The sequence below is a fragment of the Ascidiimonas meishanensis genome (assembly GCF_037782385.1).
Lineage (GTDB): Bacteria > Bacteroidota > Bacteroidia > Flavobacteriales > Flavobacteriaceae > Ascidiimonas > Ascidiimonas meishanensis.
This window is the reverse complement of record NZ_JBBEXD010000003.1, coordinates 24,409-44,835: the sequence shown is the minus strand read 5'-3', so window position 1 is coordinate 44,835 and position 20,427 is coordinate 24,409. Positions and strand designations below refer to the sequence as shown.

19 protein-coding genes are annotated in these 20,427 nt (G+C 35.3%); 12 read left to right on the top strand and 7 right to left on the bottom strand.

Annotated features, from left to right (window positions below; genetic code table 11):
- Positions 1–149: 149 nt before the first annotated feature.
- A complete protein-coding gene (locus tag WBG07_RS05295; protein ID WP_340199476.1) occupies positions 150–572 on the top strand; it encodes a hypothetical protein in 423 nt (140 codons plus the stop codon).
- Positions 573–666: 94 nt separating this feature from the next.
- Here the strand turns inward: WBG07_RS05295 and WBG07_RS05290 are convergent, their stop codons facing one another.
- Positions 667–1,437: an enoyl-CoA hydratase/isomerase family protein gene (locus WBG07_RS05290; RefSeq protein WP_340199475.1), complete on the bottom strand. Its 771-nt coding sequence runs from the start codon at positions 1,435–1,437 to the stop codon at positions 667–669.
- Positions 1,438–1,474: 37 nt separating this feature from the next.
- Positions 1,475–2,230: an SDR family oxidoreductase gene (locus WBG07_RS05285; RefSeq protein ID WP_340199474.1), complete on the bottom strand. Its 756-nt coding sequence runs from the start codon at positions 2,228–2,230 to the stop codon at positions 1,475–1,477.
- 465 nt (positions 2,231–2,695) lie between these two features.
- Here WBG07_RS05285 and WBG07_RS05280 point away from each other — a divergent pair, with 465 nt between their 5' ends.
- On the top strand, positions 2,696–3,673 hold the full coding sequence (locus WBG07_RS05280; RefSeq protein WP_340199473.1) for a M10 family metallopeptidase domain-containing protein: 978 nt from the start codon (positions 2,696–2,698) through the stop codon (positions 3,671–3,673).
- Positions 3,674–4,152: 479 nt separating this feature from the next.
- Here the strand turns inward: WBG07_RS05280 and WBG07_RS05275 are convergent, their stop codons facing one another.
- The 5 genes from WBG07_RS05275 to WBG07_RS05255 all read right to left on the bottom strand — a co-directional run bounded on the left by WBG07_RS05275 (position 4,153) and on the right by WBG07_RS05255 (position 9,917).
- Positions 4,153–4,359 (bottom strand): helix-turn-helix domain-containing protein, encoded by a 207-nt coding sequence (locus tag WBG07_RS05275; RefSeq protein WP_340199472.1) that lies wholly within the window; start codon positions 4,357–4,359, stop codon positions 4,153–4,155.
- Positions 4,360–4,361: 2 nt separating this feature from the next.
- Positions 4,362–4,907: a DUF2975 domain-containing protein gene (locus WBG07_RS05270; RefSeq protein WP_340199471.1), complete on the bottom strand. Its 546-nt coding sequence runs from the start codon at positions 4,905–4,907 to the stop codon at positions 4,362–4,364.
- 538 nt (positions 4,908–5,445) lie between these two features.
- Entirely contained in the window at positions 5,446–6,018 is a 573-nt protein-coding gene (locus tag WBG07_RS05265; RefSeq protein ID WP_340199470.1) for a hypothetical protein, read from the bottom strand.
- Positions 6,019–6,451: 433 nt separating this feature from the next.
- Positions 6,452–8,119 carry a formate--tetrahydrofolate ligase gene (locus WBG07_RS05260; protein ID WP_340199469.1) on the bottom strand — a complete coding sequence of 556 codons (1,668 nt, stop codon included), beginning with the start codon at positions 8,117–8,119 and terminating at the stop codon, positions 6,452–6,454.
- Positions 8,120–9,050: 931 nt separating this feature from the next.
- A complete protein-coding gene (locus tag WBG07_RS05255; protein ID WP_340199468.1) occupies positions 9,051–9,917 on the bottom strand; it encodes an aldo/keto reductase in 867 nt (288 codons plus the stop codon).
- Positions 9,918–9,993: 76 nt separating this feature from the next.
- Here WBG07_RS05255 and WBG07_RS05250 point away from each other — a divergent pair, with 76 nt between their 5' ends.
- The 10 genes from WBG07_RS05250 (at position 9,994) to WBG07_RS05205 (ending at position 20,361) form a co-directional block, all read left to right on the top strand.
- Positions 9,994–10,803, top strand: a complete 810-nt coding sequence (locus WBG07_RS05250) for a DUF4382 domain-containing protein (RefSeq protein ID WP_340199467.1) — start codon at positions 9,994–9,996, stop codon at positions 10,801–10,803.
- A 153-nt stretch (positions 10,804–10,956) separates the two neighbouring features.
- Positions 10,957–11,958: an AAA family ATPase gene (locus tag WBG07_RS05245; RefSeq protein ID WP_340199466.1), complete on the top strand. Its 1,002-nt coding sequence runs from the start codon at positions 10,957–10,959 to the stop codon at positions 11,956–11,958.
- Between the two features lie 48 nt (positions 11,959–12,006).
- The gene (locus WBG07_RS05240; RefSeq protein ID WP_340199465.1) at positions 12,007–12,876 is read left to right on the top strand and encodes a DUF58 domain-containing protein; all 870 of its coding nucleotides are present in this window, start codon (positions 12,007–12,009) and stop codon (positions 12,874–12,876) included.
- A gap of 55 nt (positions 12,877–12,931) precedes the next feature.
- Entirely contained in the window at positions 12,932–14,524 is a 1,593-nt protein-coding gene (locus WBG07_RS05235; RefSeq protein WP_340199464.1) for a BatD family protein, read from the top strand.
- Positions 14,525–14,526: 2 nt separating this feature from the next.
- A complete protein-coding gene (locus WBG07_RS05230) occupies positions 14,527–15,528 on the top strand; it encodes a vWA domain-containing protein (protein WP_340199463.1) in 1,002 nt (333 codons plus the stop codon).
- Positions 15,529–15,532: 4 nt separating this feature from the next.
- Entirely contained in the window at positions 15,533–16,570 is a 1,038-nt protein-coding gene (locus tag WBG07_RS05225; protein ID WP_340199462.1) for a VWA domain-containing protein, read from the top strand.
- Positions 16,567–17,430, top strand: coding sequence for a tetratricopeptide repeat protein (locus WBG07_RS05220; protein WP_340199461.1), 864 nt, complete (start codon positions 16,567–16,569; stop codon positions 17,428–17,430). The genes WBG07_RS05225 and WBG07_RS05220 overlap by 4 nt, the downstream gene beginning before the upstream one ends.
- Positions 17,431–17,475: 45 nt before the next feature.
- On the top strand, positions 17,476–19,248 hold the full coding sequence (locus WBG07_RS05215; RefSeq protein ID WP_340199460.1) for a BatD family protein: 1,773 nt from the start codon (positions 17,476–17,478) through the stop codon (positions 19,246–19,248).
- Between the two features lie 6 nt (positions 19,249–19,254).
- Entirely contained in the window at positions 19,255–20,010 is a 756-nt protein-coding gene (locus WBG07_RS05210; protein WP_340199459.1) for an SH3 domain-containing protein, read from the top strand.
- Positions 20,011–20,064: 54 nt separating this feature from the next.
- Positions 20,065–20,361 carry a hypothetical protein gene (locus WBG07_RS05205; RefSeq protein WP_340199458.1) on the top strand — a complete coding sequence of 99 codons (297 nt, stop codon included), beginning with the start codon at positions 20,065–20,067 and terminating at the stop codon, positions 20,359–20,361.
- Positions 20,362–20,427 lie beyond the last annotated feature (66 nt).

Below are 20,427 nucleotides of genomic sequence, written 5' to 3'. Positions count from 1 at the left end.
TTTTAAAAATACAAAAAGAATTTAGAAATAGTGGTTAAATAAAAGCTATACGTCTTAATATGTGTTATGGAATTGATATTTTTAGCAGAACAAAATAAAAGCCTACATTTAAAGTTAGCTATTATAAATAGCAGCAAATTCTGATAATTATGATCTTTAAAAACCACTTTCTTTATCTTCTCATTTTTTTTATGTGTTCTTTACACGGTTTTTCTCAAAAGCTTCAATGTACCGATTTTAAAGAAGGTACTTTTAGTATCCCTGGTGAAAAAGGAGAACCTAATGCCTTGGAAGTTATCAGAGAATCAAATACACAAATGGAATTTAAAGGTGGTATAGAGGAAAGCGAACCTCAATTTGTAAATCTGGAGTGGATAGATGACTGCACGTATAGAATGACGTATGAAGAAGCTGATGCGGAAACCGATGAACAAAAACGATTTATCAATGATAATAACGGTATTGTAGTAGAAAAAATAAAGATTGAAGGAAGGTGTATGATTTATAAAGCCACCCTCACCAAACTAGATGGGGAGGTGATTACCCAAGAAGGTAAGATTTGTAAAGAATAAAAATCCAAAACTTCAGAATATAAAAATGTATAATTCTCCGGAATGAAATTGCCTGATCAAACTTTTAATACAGCTTGTTTGGTCTTAAAAATAACTATTTTTTAAACTTGCTCAAGGCCCTTTTGGTGAAAGGAGATAAAACCAATTCTCCAGAAATTTTTGCTCTTTCAGAAAGCAATTCATGCCAATGTACTGTTCCTTCCCACAATGCCTTTTTCATTTGATGCAAAGCTTCGGGGTTATAGGATGCTAATTTTCTAGCCAGTACTGCTACCTCTTCATCTAGCTCCCCTATTTTCTCAAATACTTTTGCATACAGGCCTTTTTCCTTTGCCCAATAGGCACTTTTCCATTCATCTGCCGCCAAGGTAAGTTCTGCTAGCGCAGCTTTTCCCATTTTTCGTTCTACCACTGGGGCAATTACAAAAGGACCAATACCAATAGTAAACTCAGATAATTTAATAGCAGCTGCCTCTGTTGCCAATACATAATCACAAGCAGCAGCAAGGCCTACACCCCCGCCAACGGCTTTTCCTTGTATTCTTCCTATAATAAGCTTAGAACAGCTCCGCATGGCATTAATCACATTAGCAAATCCGCTAAAAAATGCCTTGCCTTCTTCTAGGTTTGTAACGGCTACTAATTCATCAAAAGAAGCTCCTGCACAAAAAGCACGTTCTCCTTCAGACTTCAAAACAATCACTGAAACTGTTTTATTTTCTGAAAGCTTATAAAGTTCATTCGTGAGCCGTTCCAGCAGTTCTGATGGAAAAGAATTACTAGCTGGGTGCCCAAATTCTAAGGAAGCTACGCCATTAGAAATTTCAGTATACAAACTCCCATTAGGTCTGTTGGTTACGCTCATAATTATTCGTTTTTAAAGAGCTTAAAAATACATAAAACTAAAGTTCTTTTTTTACCTGTGTGCTGGAAGCCTGTGCGTTGGGTAACAATAGCAAATCTGCAATATTTACATGTTTTGGGCGCGATACCATAAACCAAATTACTTCTGCTACATCTTCTGGAGTTAACGGATCAAATCCTTTATAAACACCATCTGCCCTATCTTGATCTCCTTTAAATCTAACATTGCTAAATTCGGTTTCTACCAAACCCGGATTAACGGCACCGACTTTAATTCCGTAGGCATTTAAATCCATACGCATTCCTTTATTAATAGCATCTACCGCATGCTTACTCCCGCAATATACAGTGCCATTTGGGTAGGCTTCTTTCCCAGCCAGCGAACCAATATTGATGATATGCCCAGATTGCCTTGCTACCATTTGTGGAATAATGGCTTTAGACACATACAAAAGTCCTTTTACATTGATGTCTATCATGGCATCCCAATCTTCTGTAGAACCTGTTTGTACAGGGTCCAGCCCGTGTGCGTTTCCTGCATTATTGACCAGAATATCTATTTGCGAAAATGCTTCTGGCAAATTAGCTACTGCATTGGCTACCGCCTCCTTGTCCCGAACATCAAATTGTAAGGTATGCACTTTGGTTTGTAGGCCTAGTTCTATTTGCAAGTTTTCCAGTCGGTCTTTTCTTCGTCCGCAAAGAATTAAATGAATTCCTTGTTTGGCAAATTCTCTGGCCGTTGCTCTCCCAATACCACTGGTAGCTCCGGTAATAAATGCTGTTTTTGTCATTTGTTATGTTTTCTTTTGTATCCTGATCTCCATCAGAATTCATTTTTTCTCTTGGTGGACGCTCTTACTCTTAGGGAATATTACCAAAATATAGGAACACACTTTTTACTTTCAAAGATACAGAAGTTGGTTTGTTTTTATAAAACCTGCCTTCAATATAAAAAGAGCGCGTATTTATATAGGATTTTATCTTTTTCCAAAGTGTAGAAAGCTTTTTGCGAACAAAAATTACTTGCTTAGTCTCCAGACAAACTACGTATATACATCTTCTCAACTATGAAAAAGAGATGTTTGTAATTTGCTCTTAGAATTTCTATTAGTCATCTATTGATAGAAAGAAAAGAATTAACTATAATAAATGAAATAATTATAATAATTTAAGTTAATACTTGTTAAATTCACAATAATTATTTACATTCAATTGATTTATCCAAAATTTTATTAAAACCAAAAACATTTTTCAAAATGAAAAACAAATTTTTAGCATCCCTTGCAATTTTAGGGCTATTCGCCAGTTGTGATACTCAGGAAACAGAAGATGTTCAGGCAGTTCAAACTCAAAATGAAGTTACCCTTTCTATGACAAAAGTAGACATGAGCAACTTTTCAAAGATCAAATTATCTGACATGACAAGTAGAAGTGATGAAGATTTGCAGAGCATGGCTTCTGAATTAAACGTATTACTCGAACCTTATGGAATTGAATTGGAAAAAATGGAGTATTTCTCTGCTGATAGCGTTGGTAGAACCGTTTTCTTTGATGACAGAGGGAACAAGCAATTAAGTTCAGACTATGTCCCTAATGATCCGCGAAATCTGGGTGGAGAAACCGTACCTTATATTGTTGATGGCACACAGGCAATAACCGCTTCAGGATTAAACATTTTACCATCTCTTGAAACCGTAAGAAATTCTTGGGATGCAGTTACTTGCTCTGATGGATTAACAATCCCTAATGCTGGTATTTCTAATTTTGACCTTGGCTTTGTTTCAAATGTATTTTTTGGTTACGGTGGCTCTGCTGGATTTTTCCCTGGTGTGATCGTTCAGGCTGGTGTTTTACCACAAGGTTTCTTTGATCTTTTGGGTGGCGGTAATTCTATCTTAGGGGTTACCTTTACACTTGTATGGACAGAAGATATTAATGAAGATGGAGTTCGTGATGTAGCCATTAAAGAAATATATTATAACGATGCTTTTAACTGGCAAGACAGAGTTGCCACTGGTACTGGATTTGATTTTGAGACAGTAGCCCTACATGAAACAGGGCATGCCTTAAGTCAGGCACACTTTGGAACGGTATCTATAACACCAAGCAATGGAAAGATTCATTTTTCTCCTAGAGCGTTAATGAATGCAGGATATTCTGGTGTAAACAGAGTGGTTGAGAAAACTGATAAAGCAGGGCACTGCAGTAATTGGGGTAATTGGCCAAACAATTAAAAATAAAGTGTTTAAGAAATTAAAAACCTCCAAATGGAGGTTTTTTTGTTCTAAAAATTAGTAGCCAGTGGGAAATTATCAACAGTATAGGTTTAAATTAGAATATAATCAAATCTAAGCACATAACATCTGGGACTAAACAATTAGAATAGCATACCGTTTTATTTGCAGAACCCAATCTAAAGCCTTTTTTAGCCTTTCTAATTTAATTTAACTCATTGACAATATTATTAGTAAGCTAAGATAGTAGCCGCTTTGGTAGCGGCAATTTGTGAATAATAGTGTCTTTTTCAATTGCATAGCTCCCGTTTAAATAAATGAAACAGGACTAGTACTTTTTTATCTTGTAAAGAGAATTATTTAGCTGTAGGTGAAATTTTAAATGGATGCTGCTCTTTTATAAATAGATATGCTTGGGTTTAAGGATTGATATATCCAGTTGAAATTGCTAGCCGTTGTGAAATGGTAGAAGTTTGATTTTATTCCTTTTTATATTCTAAAATATCACCTGGTTGACATTCTAATGCTTCACAAATGGCTTCTAATGTTGTAAATCTAATTGCCTTTGCTTTTCCTGTTTTTAAGATTGATAGATTAGCTGGAGTAATTCCTAGAATTTCAACCAATTCTTTAGATTGCATTTTTCTTTTTGCCAGCATTACATCTAAATTAACTATTATAGCCATCTTTAAATAGTTAGTTCGTTTTCTTCTTTCATAGCAATGCCCTCTTTAAAGATATCCGATAAAAAAAACATTAAATATCCTAAAATAAAAAACACTAATAATTCTGTAGACAAAAGATCAATAATTCTATTTGAAGTTTTCGCCCAAGCAAGAAAAGCAACATCAATACTAAAAGTTCCATAAGCGAAAGCAAGAAATGATTTACCCGCTTTTCTAAAAGCCAAACCTACCTCCGTTTGAAAAATCTTTTTTTGAGCAAATAGTTTTGTGGTTTGGTTTAACTGGTATAAACCTAGAATAATAAATCCAAATACTAAACAATAGGCTATTGCAAATAACAAATAGGCTACTACAGAGATTTCTGCATCACTATTCATTAAATTAACTTTTGAGAAGAATGGTTCATCTGGGATACTCCATTTTTTTATAAGCTGAAAAGTCCATTGTAAATAATCTATGAGTTTTCCAATTGCGAAAGCTATTCCAATAATGTAAATGAAATTAAACGCTTTAATTCCTTTGTCTGTTTTTTTTGTTTGATTTTTCATTTTAATCCAATTTTATTATTGCAAATCTATAATAAATTATTGTTAAACAATAATAAAATATTAAAAAAGAATAAAATTTGATTTTATTGTTCTATTAATCTAGAAAAATATCCTATGATTCTTTAGCTTTATATAAGACGCTTCTTTACCCTGCCCCATAGATAAAAATCTAAAGTAAAAGTATGGTGAATCTGTTTATGGCGCTAGCAAAAATCAAGACCATAAGTATAATATAAGGCAAGCTAATAAATGTTTGCAAGTTTGTAATTGCCTATCTTTTTACCATCTATTTAGGGCAAGTCAAAAAAAATTTCTGAAACGCAATAAAGGTAAAAAGTGATGAAGCAAGACGGCTAATTGATACCAAAGCCTATTTTAATTTTTAATCTGAAAAGAATCTTTCAAGATGCCTATTATTCTATTTTTAAAAGCCTTGATTTAAAATATAAAATCATTGCCTAAGTAGGTAAAACCCCTTAATCTGGTTTAAATAAGTTTGTTTTTCCAGAAATTAGTGGCTTATCCAACATTTGCCATGTTATAGGCTGGCTTTTCTATTCCAGAATTCAATAATACTTTCGGTCATTACTTTTTTGTTATTAAAAAACAATTTGATATCTACAGACTCTTGTTCATTAAAATAGTAGAATTCAATAGTATCCACTTTTGTATTTTCTAGAATAATTTTCATAATATGCGAATCATTGTTTGGGGATAAACCAATAAAAGTTATTTTCCCTTCTACTGCTTTTAGTTTATTCACTGAGTAATCAATTGAAAATTCTAAATCGGGTTCTTGTGTTTTTAATGTAACCGCTTCATATAGGTTTTTTACTATTTCATTGTCTGATTCCTTCATTTGAGATTTAATCTCTGGCTTTTCTAGTATTACTTTAGCAAATTTGTCTATGAATGAATTTGCTAATTCTGGTTGATTTGCAGCGAATAGTTTAAATGCACCAGAACTACCAGTTATCGCATTTGAAAATGCATGTTCATATCCTTTAATTACAGGCATTTTTTCGGCAGGTTTATCAGATAATCGATTTCTTAAACTATTAGGATCATAAACTGGTGCAAGTACATGAAATGCCCCGTGTAAGTATAACACGTTTTTACCGGTTGCTAGTTCAATATTCCTGTCGTAATTCGTTGTGAAAATATTATCAAAAGATCTGATATAATCAACAATATTAGTCGGAAATTTTAAATGTATTTTATTGATTTCAACCAATCAAACTTAGTATAAATCCATGATTTTTCTTATAATACCGGTTCAAACACCTATTTATTCGCAAGAAATTAATGCAAAATACAACGATTTCTTATTCATGAGTAAGATAAGAAAGAGTTACCTAAAAAAATTTAGGGAAATCCGTAAAGGTTGTCACTGGGTTGTAAAATGAGATAAAAGCTTTTTTGCTAGCCATTTGTTTGAGGTTTCCTAGGAAGGATTTTACCAATCATCAGGCAGATTTCTCAGTCGCTTTGCTTCTTCGAAATGACTGTATTTCTTAGCTTTAATAGTATAATAGCACACTTTATTAAAACAAACCTTTAATATTACCGTCTTTATCAATACTTATATTTTCGGAGGCGGGTTTAGCGGGGAGACCGGGCATACGAAGCATGTTTCCAGCAATAGGTATGATGAATCCGGCACCAGTTGCAATCTCAAATTCGCGGATGTGAATGTCAAAATTCTCTGGTCTGCCCAGCTGTTTTTCATCGTCACTTAGGCTCTTTTGTGTTTTGGCAATGCATACAGGAAGATGTGTATACCCCATTTTTTCAAATCGGCGTAACTGGGCTTTGGCTTTGTTAGAAAGTATGACATTTTCGGCACCGTAAATGGTACGGCAGATCTTTTCTATTTTGGTTCTGATGGAATCTTCTAACTGATAGGTGGGCGTGAATTTCTGGGTACAGCTATCAGAAGCCTCTGCCACTTTCTTTGCAAGGTCTATACAGCCTTTACCACCTTCTGCCCAACCGTAACTCAACGCCACCGGAATTCCCATTTTTTCACAATGTGTTAGCAAGGCTTGTTTTTCCGCTTCAGTATCACTACTAAAAGCATTTACAGAGACTACCACAGGAATCCCAAAACTGCGAAGGCTGTGAAGATGTCTTTCTAAATTGGGGAATCCGGCTTTTAGCGCTGTTACATCTTCTTGTGTTAATTCGTTTAAGGCTTTTCCCCCGTGGTACTTTAAAGCTCGGATAGTGGCTACCAGCACAATAGCTTTGGGAGACAGTCCTGCTTGTCGGCATTTAATATTGAGAAATTTTTCTGCGCCTAAATCTGCTCCAAAACCAGCCTCCGTAACTACATAATCTGCCAGACTCAATCCGGTTTTAGTAGCGAGTATAGAATTAGTCCCCTGCGCGATATTTGCAAAAGGCCCTCCGTGAATAATGGCTGGATTTCCCTCTAGTGTTTGCACTAAATTAGGTTTGACAGCATCTTTTAACAAAACCGCCATTGCTCCTTGGGCTTTGAGATCTCGGGCATAAATGGGGGTTCCATTCCAGGTATTCCCTACATAGATATTTCCACATTTCTCCTGCAAGTCCTCAAAACTATTGCTCAGACATAAAATCGCCATGATTTCAGAGGCTGCTGTAATATTGAATCCGGTTTCTCTTGCAATTCCGCCTGCTTTCCCACCTAGCCCAGCGATAATATTTCGGAGTCCGCGGTCATTCATATCCATACAGCGTTTCCAGAGTACCGTTCTGGGGTCAATTCCCAAATTTCCCGTTTTGCTCTGAATGTTATTATCAATAAGAGCTGCCAATAAATTATTTGCCTTTTCAATAGCGTGAAAATCTCCCGTAAAATGTAAATTGATGTCTACCATTGGAATTACCTGACTCCAACCACCTCCTGCAGCACCTCCTTTTATACCAAATACTGGCCCCAAACTAGGCTCTCTAAGCACTACCGCAGTTTTCTTACCAATACTATTCAGCGCATCTCCCAAGCCAATAGAAGTAGTGGTTTTTCCCTCTCCGGCTGGTGTGGGTGTGATAGCAGTTACCAAAATTAAATTGCTCTTATTTATCTTTTGTTCATCAATAAGATGAAGAGGAAGTTTCGCCTTATTAGCGCCGTAATATTCCAAATTCACCTCATCTATATGAAACTTTTTGGCGATTTCACGAATATGGATTTCTTTAACGCTTTGGGCAATTTCTATATCGGTCATTTTACGGTGAATTTGTGTTTGCTAGTGAAATAAGGTCTCTCAAATATACTTATTTACGAATGAAAACTAGGGGTGTAATTTTGAGTTTATCGTTGAATCTAAACCAAATGTAATTTTACAATTGCTTGCGCTTCGCATCTTTTTGCTTGCCCAAAAAGTTGCACAAAAAAGACACTGCCGAGAAGGAGGTACTTTCTATCTTACATTATAGGATCTCTTTATTTCAGTTTCCAAAATGCTTCCTAGTACGCTTTCCCTTCTGCGTAGTATAAATTTAAAGATGCGTTAAAAAATAGCGAAACCTTGGAGCTATTTTAGCTTCTTTAAATTGATTCCAATAGCCACTGCATATTGGAAATACATAGCAGAAGGTGTCCTTTTTCCGTTTGTTTTTGGACAAGCAAAAACAAACAAGAAATAAAGATAATTCTCTAAATCTCTCTCAAAATTCAGTGCTTCTTAACGGCAAGTATTCTCTACACTGCCGAGAAGGAGGTACTTTCTATCTTACATTATAGGATCTCTTTATTTCAGTTTCCAAAAAGCTTCCTAGTACGCTTTCCCTTCTGCGTAGTATAAATTTAAAGATGCGTCAAAAAATAGCGAAACCTTGGAGCTATTTTAGCTTCTCTAAATTGATTCCAATAGCCACTGCATATTGGAAATACATAGTAGAAGGTGTCTTTTTTCCGTTTGTTTTGGGACAAGCAAAAACAAACAAAAAATCCAGATAATTCTCTAAATCTCTCTCAAAATTCAGTGCTTCTTAATGGCAAGTGTTCTCTACACTGCCGAGAAGGAGGTACTTTCTATCTTACATTATAGGATCTCTTTATTTCAGTTTCCAAAATGCTTCCTAGTACGCTTTCCCTTCTGCGTAGTATGAATTTAAAGATGTGTTAAAAAATAGCGACATTTATACGTAGAGAAGCTAGGGCACTTCATGCCCAGTAGAAGTAGTAAGCATTAAAAACCAGTCTTGCAGCTCCAGTTCAATATCCATCGCTTTTACAGAATTGGTTATGCGCTGGGGTGAGGTGGTACCAATTACAGGATGAATGCCTGCCGGATGTTTTAAGATCCATGCCAGTAACAGCTGGTCTGCCGTAGCATTGTATTTGGCAATAAGGTCAAACAATTGTTGCTGAACCCGTTTTGTCTGCTCGTTTTGCTCTCTGAAAACACTGCCTAACGGACTCCAGGCCATAGGAGTGATATTTTTTAACAGCATCTGGTCCAGACTGCCATTGTGCATGGCCTCGTGTTGGGTAAGTGAAAATTCTATCTGGTTTACGGTTACCTCAGCGGCACTTGCAATTAGTTCTGCCTGCGATGGGGTAAAATTAGAAACCCCAAAAGCTTTTACCTTACCCTGGCTTTTAAGCTGTTCAAATGCTTTCGCTACCTCAACAGGTTGCATTAAAGCACTAGGGCGGTGCAGCAGCAAGAGGTCAAGATAATCGGTTTGCAGGTTTTTCAGCGATTGTTCTGCAGACCAGACGATGTACGAAGCATCATAATTGTAATGTTTTACCATATTATCTGGGTGATTCTCGCATATTAGCTGAATACCACACTTTGAAATTAGCTGTATGTCCTCCCGGCGAATACCGCTCTCCGCAAAAGCAATCCCAAATTCCGCCTCGGTGGTATACCCTCCGTAAATATCAGCATGATCAAAGGTGGTGATGTTATTTTCGAGGCAGTGATGCATTAAATGCTGCATTCCAGTTTGATCCAGTTTCCTGCCCCATAGTCCCCAGGTCATGGTGCCTGCAATAATTTTAGAATAACTCATTTAAAGAAATTTTATAATCCAAAATACGGTTTTAAATCGTATATATAACAATTCCAAACATTAAGACCACGCCACTATGAAAAAACAAGTTAAATCTTTAAGTATCTTTTGTGCATTTGTTTTATGTATATTCTTAATTCAAAGCTGTAGTGATGAAGACTCCGGAGTTACCGGTTCTACAGCTAATATAAGCGTACGCTTAACCGATGCTCCCGGCGATTTTGAAGCAGTCAATATCGATATTCAGGATGTTCTGATTCAAAGAACCGATGAAGCAAATGATAAAACCACCTGGGAAAGTATTGGCAATATTAATGCGGGAGTGTATGATCTTCTGGAACTTACCGGAGGTATTAATGTAGTTCTGGCAGATAATGAAGTACCTGCAGGAGCTATAAAGCAAATAAGGCTTTTGCTGGGCGAGAATAATACCGTGCTGATGGAGGGTACAGAATATGCATTAAAAACTCCTAGCGGACAGCAAGCCGGATTGAAATTACAGGTAAATGAAACTTTAGAACCCGGGTTCTCTTATGACTTTTTAATTGATTTTGATGTAGACAAATCAATTGTGGTTGCCGGAAATTCAGGTAATATAAATTTAAAACCCGTACTGCGGGTAACTACCAAAACTACCACGGGTATTTTAATGGGAAGCGTAAATATAACCGATTTTCAGGTTGTGGCTTCCGTAAGTGTAGGAGAAGAAACTATTAGCGCTTATGCCGATAACGAAGGTAATTTTGTGCTTTTTGGCATACCTGAAGGAACTTATACGTTAACTCTAACGCCTGAAGAAGCTTCGCAGCTTCTTCCAAAAGTGATTGATGGTATTGAAATAACCAACGGAGAAACTACAGATGTTGGCCTTATAACATTGGATTAAGCCTTCATAATCATAAATTTTTATTAAAAGCAGTGCATTATAGCGCTGCTTTTGAACTTTTAACCTATTATTAACAGCGATCATTATAGAATTTTTATCAATTTGCATGATAGGATAAGGATTGTTAAATTCACCGGCGGAAAATAAATATTTATGGAAGAAAATAGTACGATAGACATTGGCTTAATCAATGAGAAAATTGCAAAAGAAAGTGCATTCGTAGACTTGCTTACTTTAGAAATGAACAAAGTTATTGTGGGTCAAAAACACATGATAGAAAGATTGCTTATAGGATTGCTTGGTAGAGGACATATTTTATTGGAAGGTGTTCCTGGTCTCGCAAAGACGCTTGCTATAAATACGTTGGCAAAGGCAGTTCATGGTTCTTTTAGCCGAATTCAGTTTACTCCAGATTTGTTGCCTGCAGATGTGGTAGGTACACTTATTTACAATATGAAACTGAATGACTTTTCCATAAAAAAAGGACCTATTTTTGCCAATTTTGTATTAGCAGATGAGATTAACAGAGCACCTGCAAAAGTACAATCTGCCTTACTGGAAGCTATGCAGGAAAAGCAAGTTACCATTGGTGACGAGACTTTTATTCTTGACAAACCTTTCCTGGTCATGGCAACTCAAAACCCAGTAGAACAGGAAGGTACGTATCCGCTTCCGGAAGCACAGGTTGACCGTTTTATGTTAAAAACGGTGATTGATTACCCAAAGATGGATGAAGAGCAATTGATTATTAGAGCCAATCTTAAAGGTAGTTTTGAAAAGGTAAATCCAGTAGTTAGCGTAGAACAGATTTTGAGAGCACAAGAGGCTGTGAAGGAAGTCTATATGGATGAGAAAATAGAAAAATATATTCTGGATATTGTTTTTGCAACTCGTTATCCAGAAAAATATAAACTGGCAGACTTAAAGCCATTAATAAACTTTGGTGCTTCCCCTAGGGGTAGTATCAATCTGGCAACTGCGGCAAAGTGCTATGCTTTTATAAAGCGCAGAGGTTATGTGATTCCAGAAGATGTTAGAGCTGTTGTTTACGACGTTCTTCGCCATCGTATAGGAATTACCTACGAAGCAGAAGCCGAAAATGTTACTACCGAAGATATTATTAGCAAAATTGTAAACGAAATTGAAGTGCCTTAGTAGTTTCAAAATAGTTGAATACTCAAACAGTAACTGTTTACCGAAACAATGAATACAAAGGAATTACTCAAGAAGGTTCGAAAGATCGAAATCAAAACGCGTCGCCTTAGCGACCATATTTTTGGTGGAGAATACCACTCTACATTTAAAGGGAGAGGTATGACCTTTAGTGAAGTACGGCAGTATCAATACGGAGACGATGTGAGAAGTATTGACTGGAACGTTACTGCAAAGTATAGTGAACCTTATGTAAAAGTTTTTGAAGAAGAGCGGGAACTTACCATGATGCTTATGGTAGATGTGAGTGGTTCAGAAATGTTTGGTACAAGTGACCAATTCAAAAAAGAAGTGATTACAGAAATCTCTGCTACCTTGGCCTTTTCTGCCACTCAAAATAATGATAAGATTGGGCTCATTTTATTTACTGATATCGTAGAGCTTTATATTCCTCCCAAAAAAGGAAGATCACATGTATTGAGAATTATTAGGGAACTTATTGAATTTGAACCGAAAAACAGAAATACTAATATTTCTGAAGCATTGAGGTTTCTTTCCAATGTAATGAAAAAGAAAGCGATTGTTTTTATGCTTTCTGATTTTATGGCAGATGATGCATATGAGCATACACTAAAAATTGCCGGAAAAAAACATGACCTAACCGGTATTCGTATATACGATAAAAGAGAAGAAAAAATTCCTAATCTTGGTATGGTTCAAATGGAAGATGCAGAAACGGGAGAAGTTAAATTGGTAAACACTCAGTCCCCAAACGTGAGAAAAAAGTATGCGCAATATTACCAAGAGCGTACAGAATATTTTAAGGATACTTTTTCGCGAAGCGGAGCGGGCGCTATTCATTCTAGAGTAGATGAAAGCTATGTTAAAAAGTTACTAGGTTATTTTAAAAGACGTGGATAGATATTTAGAAAAATATACACTTGTAATGAATGCTTGCAAAAAAGTAACTTTTTTCATGTTCTTTTTTCTGATCGGCAGCATCAGTATTGCCCAAATAACGCCACGCATTAAAACAAGTATTGATTCTACTACTATTAAAATAGGAGAACAAATAAACTATCAAATTAATGTTGAGATAGATACCACTGCACAAGTAGTTTTCCCAGAAACAAAACTCTTTGGTGCTTTAGAAGTTATTGAATCTTTTGAAACAGATACAATTCCTGGGTTAGATAAATACCGATTGATAAAAAAATACGGTCTTACTCAGTTTGATTCTGGTAATTACACCATTCCAAAATTAAAAGTACTCATCAACAATAAAACCTATCTCACTGACTCCTTAACGGTAAGGGTAAATGATATTGCCGTTGATACTACCCAACAAAAGATGTATGATATAAAACCCATCGTAAAAGTAACAAAAAGCTATAGCGATTGGTGGAAGTACGTGTTGGGGATTTTAGCTTTTTTAGGTATAGTGGGTGCACTTATTTACTGGTTTGTTTTTAGAAAAAAACCCATGTCTGAAGAGGAGAAAGTTGCCCTGTTACCTCCTTTTGATAGGGCTATGATGGAACTTAAAAAACTGGAAGAATCTAAATATCTTATTCAATCAGAATATAAACAATATTATTCTGAGCTTACTGAGATTGTAAGGGCATATCTAGAGGAAGATGTTCATATTTCTGCACTGGAAAGCACCACTGATGAACTTATTACCAAAATAGAACTCCTCAAAGACTCTGGAAATCTTAAAATTGAAGATGATACTATCAACTCATTTAAAAGAATTCTACAAACGGCTGATTTAGTAAAATTTGCACGATCAAAACCGGAGATGAAAACTGCTGATGCAGATAGAAAAGCGATTGAAGAAATTGTTATAAAAACAAAGGAAGCTATTCCCGAGCCTACAGAAGAAGAGTTGCAACAAACGCAGGAATACCAAGAAGAATTAGAACGAAAGAAAAAACGTAAAAAGATTTTAATTGTTTCCATTTTAGGTGCATGTCTTATTTTTATTTCGGCTGGAATTTTTTCAGCCTATTATGGATTTGCCTATGTAAAAGATACTGTTCTTGGACATCCTACAAAAGAATTATTAGAGGGTGAATGGATTGCTAGCGATTATGGTTTTCCAATTGTATCTGTAAATACTCCAAAGGTTTTGGTAAGACAGTCCATTCCTATACCTCCTGAAGCTAAAGCCATGCTTAAAGAAATGCAGTTTTTTGCATATCAGAGTAGAATTGGTCTCTTTTCTATAGCGGTAGGTTCTACTACTTATAATGATGGTGTAGAATTAAATATGCAAGGAGCCATTGATGGAGCACTGCAAAATATGGAAAAAGGGGGAGCTACTAACCTAGTAACCAAACAAGAAGAATTTGTAACAGCAAACGGTATTAAAGGTATTAAGACCTTTGGTAGTGGAAAATTTAAGGTCCCTGAAACCGGAGAAATGCTGAAAGGAAAATATGTATTATTGGTATTTGGAGGGAAAAATTTTCAACAAAATGTAATCATTACATGGAAAGAAGATGATTCTTATGCAGATGAAATTGTAGAACGAGTACTTCGTTCTGTTGAAGTAAAAACAGAATAATTATGTTTGAAGGAATTGAATTTGCCAACCCATTATTTTTCTGGCTGCTAGTATTGCTGCCAGTAGCTGCGGTGTGGTATTTTTTCAAACGAAATAGAATGAATGCCAGTGTTAAAATCTCAAGTATTAAAGGGTTTAAAGCTGGAGATTCTATGTTGCCAAAGTTAAAACCACTTCTTTTTGTCTTAAGACTCCTTGCGCTAGCTGCTTTAATAACTGCTATGGCAAGACCACAAACTAAAGAAGTATCTTCTAAAATAAAAACTACAAAAGGAATTGATATTGTCATGGCTATAGATGTCTCTTCTAGTATGCTTGCAAAAGATCTGAAACCAGACCGACTTACAGCACTTAAAAAAGTGGCAAAAGATTTTATTAAAGACCGCCCTAATGACCGTATAGGTCTGGTAGTCTATTCTGGTGAGAGTTTTACAAAAACACCTATAACCAGCGATAAGTCCATAGTACTTCGCGCACTTGATGATATTGTATTTGGCCAATTAAAAGATGGTACAGCTATTGGAATGGGACTTACCACTGCTGTGAATCGTTTAAAAGATAGCAAAGCCCTAAGTAAAGTAATTATATTATTAACAGACGGGGTTAATAATACAGGCTTTATTGAACCACAAACTGCGGCAGATTTGGCAGTTGAATTTGGCATTAAAACGTATACCATAGGTATAGGTAGCAATGGTATGGCACTTACACCTGTTGCTTACAAACTGGATGGAACCTTTAGGTTTGGTTATCAGAAAGTAGAAATTGACGAAAAATTGCTTAGAAGCGTCGCAAAAGCTACTGGAGGCAAATATTATAGAGCCGCGAATAATGAAGATCTTGCAGACATCTATGATGAAATTAACAAATTAGAAAAAACAGAAATAGAAGAATTTAAATATACCAATTACGAAGAAAAATTTAGAATTTATCTGATTATAGCTTTATTGTTAATCACTATAGAGTTATTATTACGCTTTACAATATTTAGAAGTTTTATTTAGTACTATGCAATTAGAAGAAAAAATATTTTTTAATCTACTGTTTGTTATTCCTATAATAATAGTGGCATTTATAATGCTACAAATCTGGAAACGCAAAACGCAAAGGCATTTTGCCAGTGCTAAATTACTTCGAAAATTAACCCCTTCTTATTCGGTTTTTAAATCGGTATTAAAAATTGTTATTATTTGTCTTAGTATTGCTTTCATTTCCATTGCATTAGTTAATCCAAGAATAGGTACCAAACTTGAAACTATAAAACGTGAAGGGGTTGATGTTGTATTTGCGGTAGATGTTTCTAAAAGTATGCTTGCCGAAGATATTGCACCTAATCGTCTTGAAAAATCAAAAAGACTAGTTTCAGAAATTATTGGGAAGTTGGGAAGTGACCGCATAGGTATTATTGCGTATGCTGCCCAAGCAGTGCCACAACTACCAATTACGACTGATTACGCTGCAGCTAAAATGTTTTTGCAAAGTTTAAATACAGATATGCTTTCTTCACAAGGTACTGCTATAGATGAAGCCATAGACCTTGCCAAAACCTATTATAATGATGAGGAACAAACCAACAGAGTGCTGTTTATTATTTCAGATGGAGAAGATCATTCAGATGGGGCCGTAAATGCCGTAGAAGATGCAGTCAATGAAGGTATCAAAATATTTACTATTGGGGTAGGAACTCCTAAAGGAGGAGTAATACCCGAAAAAATAAATGGTATTGTTAATAGTTACAAAAAAACCATGAGCGGTGAAGTGGTAATCACTAAATTAAATGAAAGTATTTTACAGGAGATTGCAAAAGAAGGCAATGGAGCTTATATCAACGGTAAAGATACAGAGGAAACCGTTTCATTTGTAGTTGATATGCTCGCACAAATGGATAAGAAACAGTTTGAAGCCAAACAATATGCTGATTTTAAAGATCAGTTTCAATGGTTCTTAGGTGCTGCAATATTACTCCTATTCTTAGATATTTTCTTATTGGAAAGGAAAACCGCATGGCTAGAAAAGTTAAACTTATTCAATGAAAAGGAATTATGAAAAAGCTCATATTATTTAGTTTGATGTTGCTAAGTTTCTTTTTTACTTTTTCACAAAAAAGTGAACAAGAAGTAAAGAAACAAAAAGAACTTAAAGCATCTGACAATCTTGTGGCAGAAGCCAATGAAGAACTTAATGAAAATAAATTTATAGAAGCAGAGACCACTTACAGAAAGGCAATTGCCAAAAGCGGTGAGAATGCACATGCCAAATACAATCTTGGGAATGCTTATTACGAAAATGAAAGTTACAGCGAAGCTTTTACAAGATATAAGCAAGCAGGAGAAGTGGCAGAAACCAAAGCGCAAAAACATAAAGCCTATCATAATATGGGAAATGTCTTTATGAATGAAAAAGCTTATGAAAAAGCGGTAGCAGCCTATAAAGAAGCCTTGAGAAACAATCCTACTGATGATGAAACAAGATACAATCTGGCACTTGCAAAAGAAATGCTGAAAAAACAGCAAAATCAAAATAAAGACAAAAACAAGAACGAAGACAAGAAAGACGAGAAGAAAGACGAGAAGGATAAAAAGAAAGAAGAGCAGAAGAAGGAAGATAAAAAAGACGAAAATAAAGACAAGGGAGAAGAAGAAAAGAAAAAAGAAGGAGATAAGGAAGACAAAAAAGAGCCAGATCCAAATAAAAATGGGGAAGAAAATAACAAAAAAGATCAAAAGAAAAAGCAAGGTGAACCTAAAGATGAAAAGGGTAAACCTAAACCAAGACCCAACCAATTATCTCCTCAACAGGTGAAAAATATTTTGGAAGCCATGGCAAACGAAGAGAAAAAGGTACAGGAAAAACTAAATGCTAATAAAATAAAAGGAAAGCCTCGTAGAACAGAAAAAGACTGGTAAATAACATTATTTGCAGGTTTTAAATAATAAATATCTTTGCAACACATGAAAATAAAATATTTAATCATACTTGTGGTATTCTTAAGCAGTCTGGCAGTCTCTTCTCAGGATGAGATAAGCTTTGAGGCAAAGGTTAGCAAAGAAAAGTTAGGCATTAATGAGCGGCTACGGGTTGATTTTGTTATGAATAGAGATGGTGATAATTTTGTTCCACCAAATTTTAACGGTTTTCAGGTAAATGGCCCGAGTCAATCCATTAGTAATTCTTGGGTAAATGGCAAGAAATCTTATACAAAAACGTATTCCTACATTCTTAGACCCCTATCCAGAGGGATTTTTACCATCAAACAGGCATCTGTAGAGATTGAAGGTAAAACCTATAAAACGGTACCTATAAGAGTTCAAATCACTGCTGCTGTAGATAACCCTAATGCTCCGCCAAGCGCACAAGATGTTGCCAGCGAAAATTTACATCTAGTAGCAGAAGTCTCCAAAACAAGTCCCTATTTAAATGAAGCAGTAAGTGTTGTTTATAAATTGTATGTAAGTCCAAATATTAATGTTCGCGATTTTAAACCTTTAGACAACCCCAAGTACAATAATTTTTGGAGTCAAGATATTCCGGTGAAAGACTGGAAAGTTCAAAATGGCACTTACAAAGGTAAAAGTTACAGATATGTTATTCTTAAACGTGTTGTTCTTTATGCTCAAAAGTCAGGAAAACTTACATTAGAGCCACTTTCCTTAGATGTTACCGTAGATGTTCCTACCAACCGGAGAGATTTTTTTGGGGGTAGAATCTATACCCAAACTCACAAAACGGTTGCTGCAGGTAACAGAACCATTAATGTAAAAGCACTGCCAGAAAAAGGAAAACCTGAAAGTTTTACTGGTGCTGTAGGTTCTTTTGATTTTAACGTAATTCCCAGTAAGACCGATCTTAAAGCTACAGAATCATTGCAAGCAAAAGTAGAAGTTACGGGTAAAGGAAACCTCAAACTATTTGACCTGCCAAAATTAAAACTTCCTGGCGCGTTAGAAGTTTATGATCCAGAATTTGAAGAAAATGTTAGTACTTCCATGAATGGTAATAAAGGTAAAGTATCTGATAATTATACCATCGTTCCCCAATTTAGGGGTAAATATCCAATTCCAGGTATTAACTTTTCCTATTTTGACCCAGAGAAACAGACCTATAAAACGCTCTCTTCTCAAGAATTTTCTATCAATGTCTATGAAGGTCCTGTAAATTCGGGTAACAAGAACTCCAAAGTGAGTTCTATTAACAGCTATAAGCAGCCCGTTGTTGAGGTAGGGAACCAGTTTAGGTTTTTAAAACTAAAACCTAACTTACACCTAATGTCTGAACCTCAATTTTTCAAATCAACCCTATTTTATTCATTGTTACTTAGTCCGCTTTTGTTAATTCCTTTAGCAATTAGTATTGGCAAAAAGAAAAAAGCTCTTGACAGTGATGTGAAAGGAAACAAAATTAGAAAGGCAAATAAACTAGCAAGAAAATATCTTTCCGAAGCTAAAAAGAATTTGGGTGCCAAAGAGATCTTTTATGAATCCCTTGAACGTGCACTTCATAATTATTTAAAAGCAAAATTACACATAGAAACCTCAGAATTCAGTAAGGATAAAATAAAGGAATTGCTTATCTCCAAAAGGGTAAATGAGGATGATGTAGCCAGTTTTATTAATCTGCTTAAAAGTTGTGAATTCGCCCGTTACTCACCTGCATCAGAGGTTACCATGCAACAAGATTATGAACGTGCTGTAGATGTGATCTCACAAATTGATAAACAAATTTAGGCCATTATGAAAAAAATATTTCTTATTGTCCTATTGCTGCCTCTTTTTTCTTTTGGCCAGAATAATGAAACCTTTAACAAGGCAACAGCTCTCTATAATGATGGGAAATTTGAAGAAGCTATTGTAGCTTATGAAGCTATTCTTGCAGATAAAAAGCATTCTGCAGCATTATATTATAATCTTGGAAATGCGCATTACAAACTTAATCATATTGCTCCAAGTATTTTCTACTATGAAAAGGCATTACTACTTAGTCCTACTGATGAAGATGTTTTAAACAACATTTCATTTGCTAGAAATATGGCAATTGATGTTATTGAACCTCTACCACCCACCGGATTTTCTAAACTCATAGAACGTAGTATTGGTAAATTATCCTATCATAATTGGGCTATTCTAGCTATCGTGAGTGTATTCTTATTCACAGGACTTTTTCTAACTTACTACTTTCTTTATCGGCAGCGTTTAAAACGGATTGCTTTTATAGCCAGTTTTTTATTTTTGGGGCTTGGTATTTTTGCTATAAGCATGGCCTTTTACGAATACAACGCTATTCAAAATAAACGCCCCGCAATTGTATTTGCAGAAGAAACTATTGTAAAGGCTGAACCCAATGAAGGTAGCGCATCTGTTTTTACCTTGCATGAAGGCACCAAAGTACAAGTAGAGGAATCTTATGAGGGATGGAAAAAAATCCGCCTTGCTGATGGAAAGATTGGCTGGTTAAAATCTTCGGTTATTAAAGAAATTAAAGACTTTTAGTAATTCTTATTTCATTAATTAATAGTAACTCTTTTATTTTTGTATATTAGTGAAATGATGCGTTCTTATTTCACCATATTATTTTCTTTTACGCTAATGACAGCAATGCTATTACCATCTATTATCAATTTGGTAGATCAAGATGCTGTTTTAGTTTTTGATCTTTCTGAAGAAGAAAAGCAAGAGAAACAAGAAAAAGAATTGGAGAAAGAAAAGATTGTTTTTGATACTGTGCTGAGTGTTATTACTAGTTCTTCATATTTACTAACATCCATATGGATAGATGCTCCTGAAAAATATGCATACTTGTTTCCAGAGATTTATTTACCTCCTCCAGAATTATTGAGTTAATCTTTTAATCTAAGAAAATTCTCAATTTCAACTCGATCGTTTACACAAACGATCCTTAATTTCATT

Coding starts and splice junctions, on each gene's coding strand:
- WBG07_RS05260 (WP_340199469.1), bottom strand. CDS start 8,119: ATGACCGATATAGAAATTGCCCAAAGCGTTAAAGAAATCCATATTCGT.
- WBG07_RS05215 (WP_340199460.1), top strand. CDS start 17,476: ATGAAAATAAAATATTTAATCATACTTGTGGTATTCTTAAGCAGTCTG.
- WBG07_RS05270 (WP_340199471.1), bottom strand. CDS start 4,907: ATGAAAAATCAAACAAAAAAAACAGACAAAGGAATTAAAGCGTTTAAT.
- WBG07_RS05205 (WP_340199458.1), top strand. CDS start 20,065: ATGATGCGTTCTTATTTCACCATATTATTTTCTTTTACGCTAATGACA.
- WBG07_RS05210 (WP_340199459.1), top strand. CDS start 19,255: ATGAAAAAAATATTTCTTATTGTCCTATTGCTGCCTCTTTTTTCTTTT.
- WBG07_RS05255 (WP_340199468.1), bottom strand. CDS start 9,917: ATGAGTTATTCTAAAATTATTGCAGGCACCATGACCTGGGGACTATGG.
- WBG07_RS05240 (WP_340199465.1), top strand. CDS start 12,007: ATGAATACAAAGGAATTACTCAAGAAGGTTCGAAAGATCGAAATCAAA.
- WBG07_RS05235 (WP_340199464.1), top strand. CDS start 12,932: ATGTTCTTTTTTCTGATCGGCAGCATCAGTATTGCCCAAATAACGCCA.
- WBG07_RS05230 (WP_340199463.1), top strand. CDS start 14,527: ATGTTTGAAGGAATTGAATTTGCCAACCCATTATTTTTCTGGCTGCTA.
- WBG07_RS05245 (WP_340199466.1), top strand. CDS start 10,957: ATGGAAGAAAATAGTACGATAGACATTGGCTTAATCAATGAGAAAATT.
- WBG07_RS05290 (WP_340199475.1), bottom strand. CDS start 1,437: ATGAGCGTAACCAACAGACCTAATGGGAGTTTGTATACTGAAATTTCT.
- WBG07_RS05280 (WP_340199473.1), top strand. CDS start 2,696: ATGAAAAACAAATTTTTAGCATCCCTTGCAATTTTAGGGCTATTCGCC.
- WBG07_RS05275 (WP_340199472.1), bottom strand. CDS start 4,359: ATGGCTATAATAGTTAATTTAGATGTAATGCTGGCAAAAAGAAAAATG.
- WBG07_RS05295 (WP_340199476.1), top strand. CDS start 150: ATGATCTTTAAAAACCACTTTCTTTATCTTCTCATTTTTTTTATGTGT.
- WBG07_RS05285 (WP_340199474.1), bottom strand. CDS start 2,230: ATGACAAAAACAGCATTTATTACCGGAGCTACCAGTGGTATTGGGAGA.
- WBG07_RS05250 (WP_340199467.1), top strand. CDS start 9,994: ATGAAAAAACAAGTTAAATCTTTAAGTATCTTTTGTGCATTTGTTTTA.
- WBG07_RS05220 (WP_340199461.1), top strand. CDS start 16,567: ATGAAAAAGCTCATATTATTTAGTTTGATGTTGCTAAGTTTCTTTTTT.
- WBG07_RS05225 (WP_340199462.1), top strand. CDS start 15,533: ATGCAATTAGAAGAAAAAATATTTTTTAATCTACTGTTTGTTATTCCT.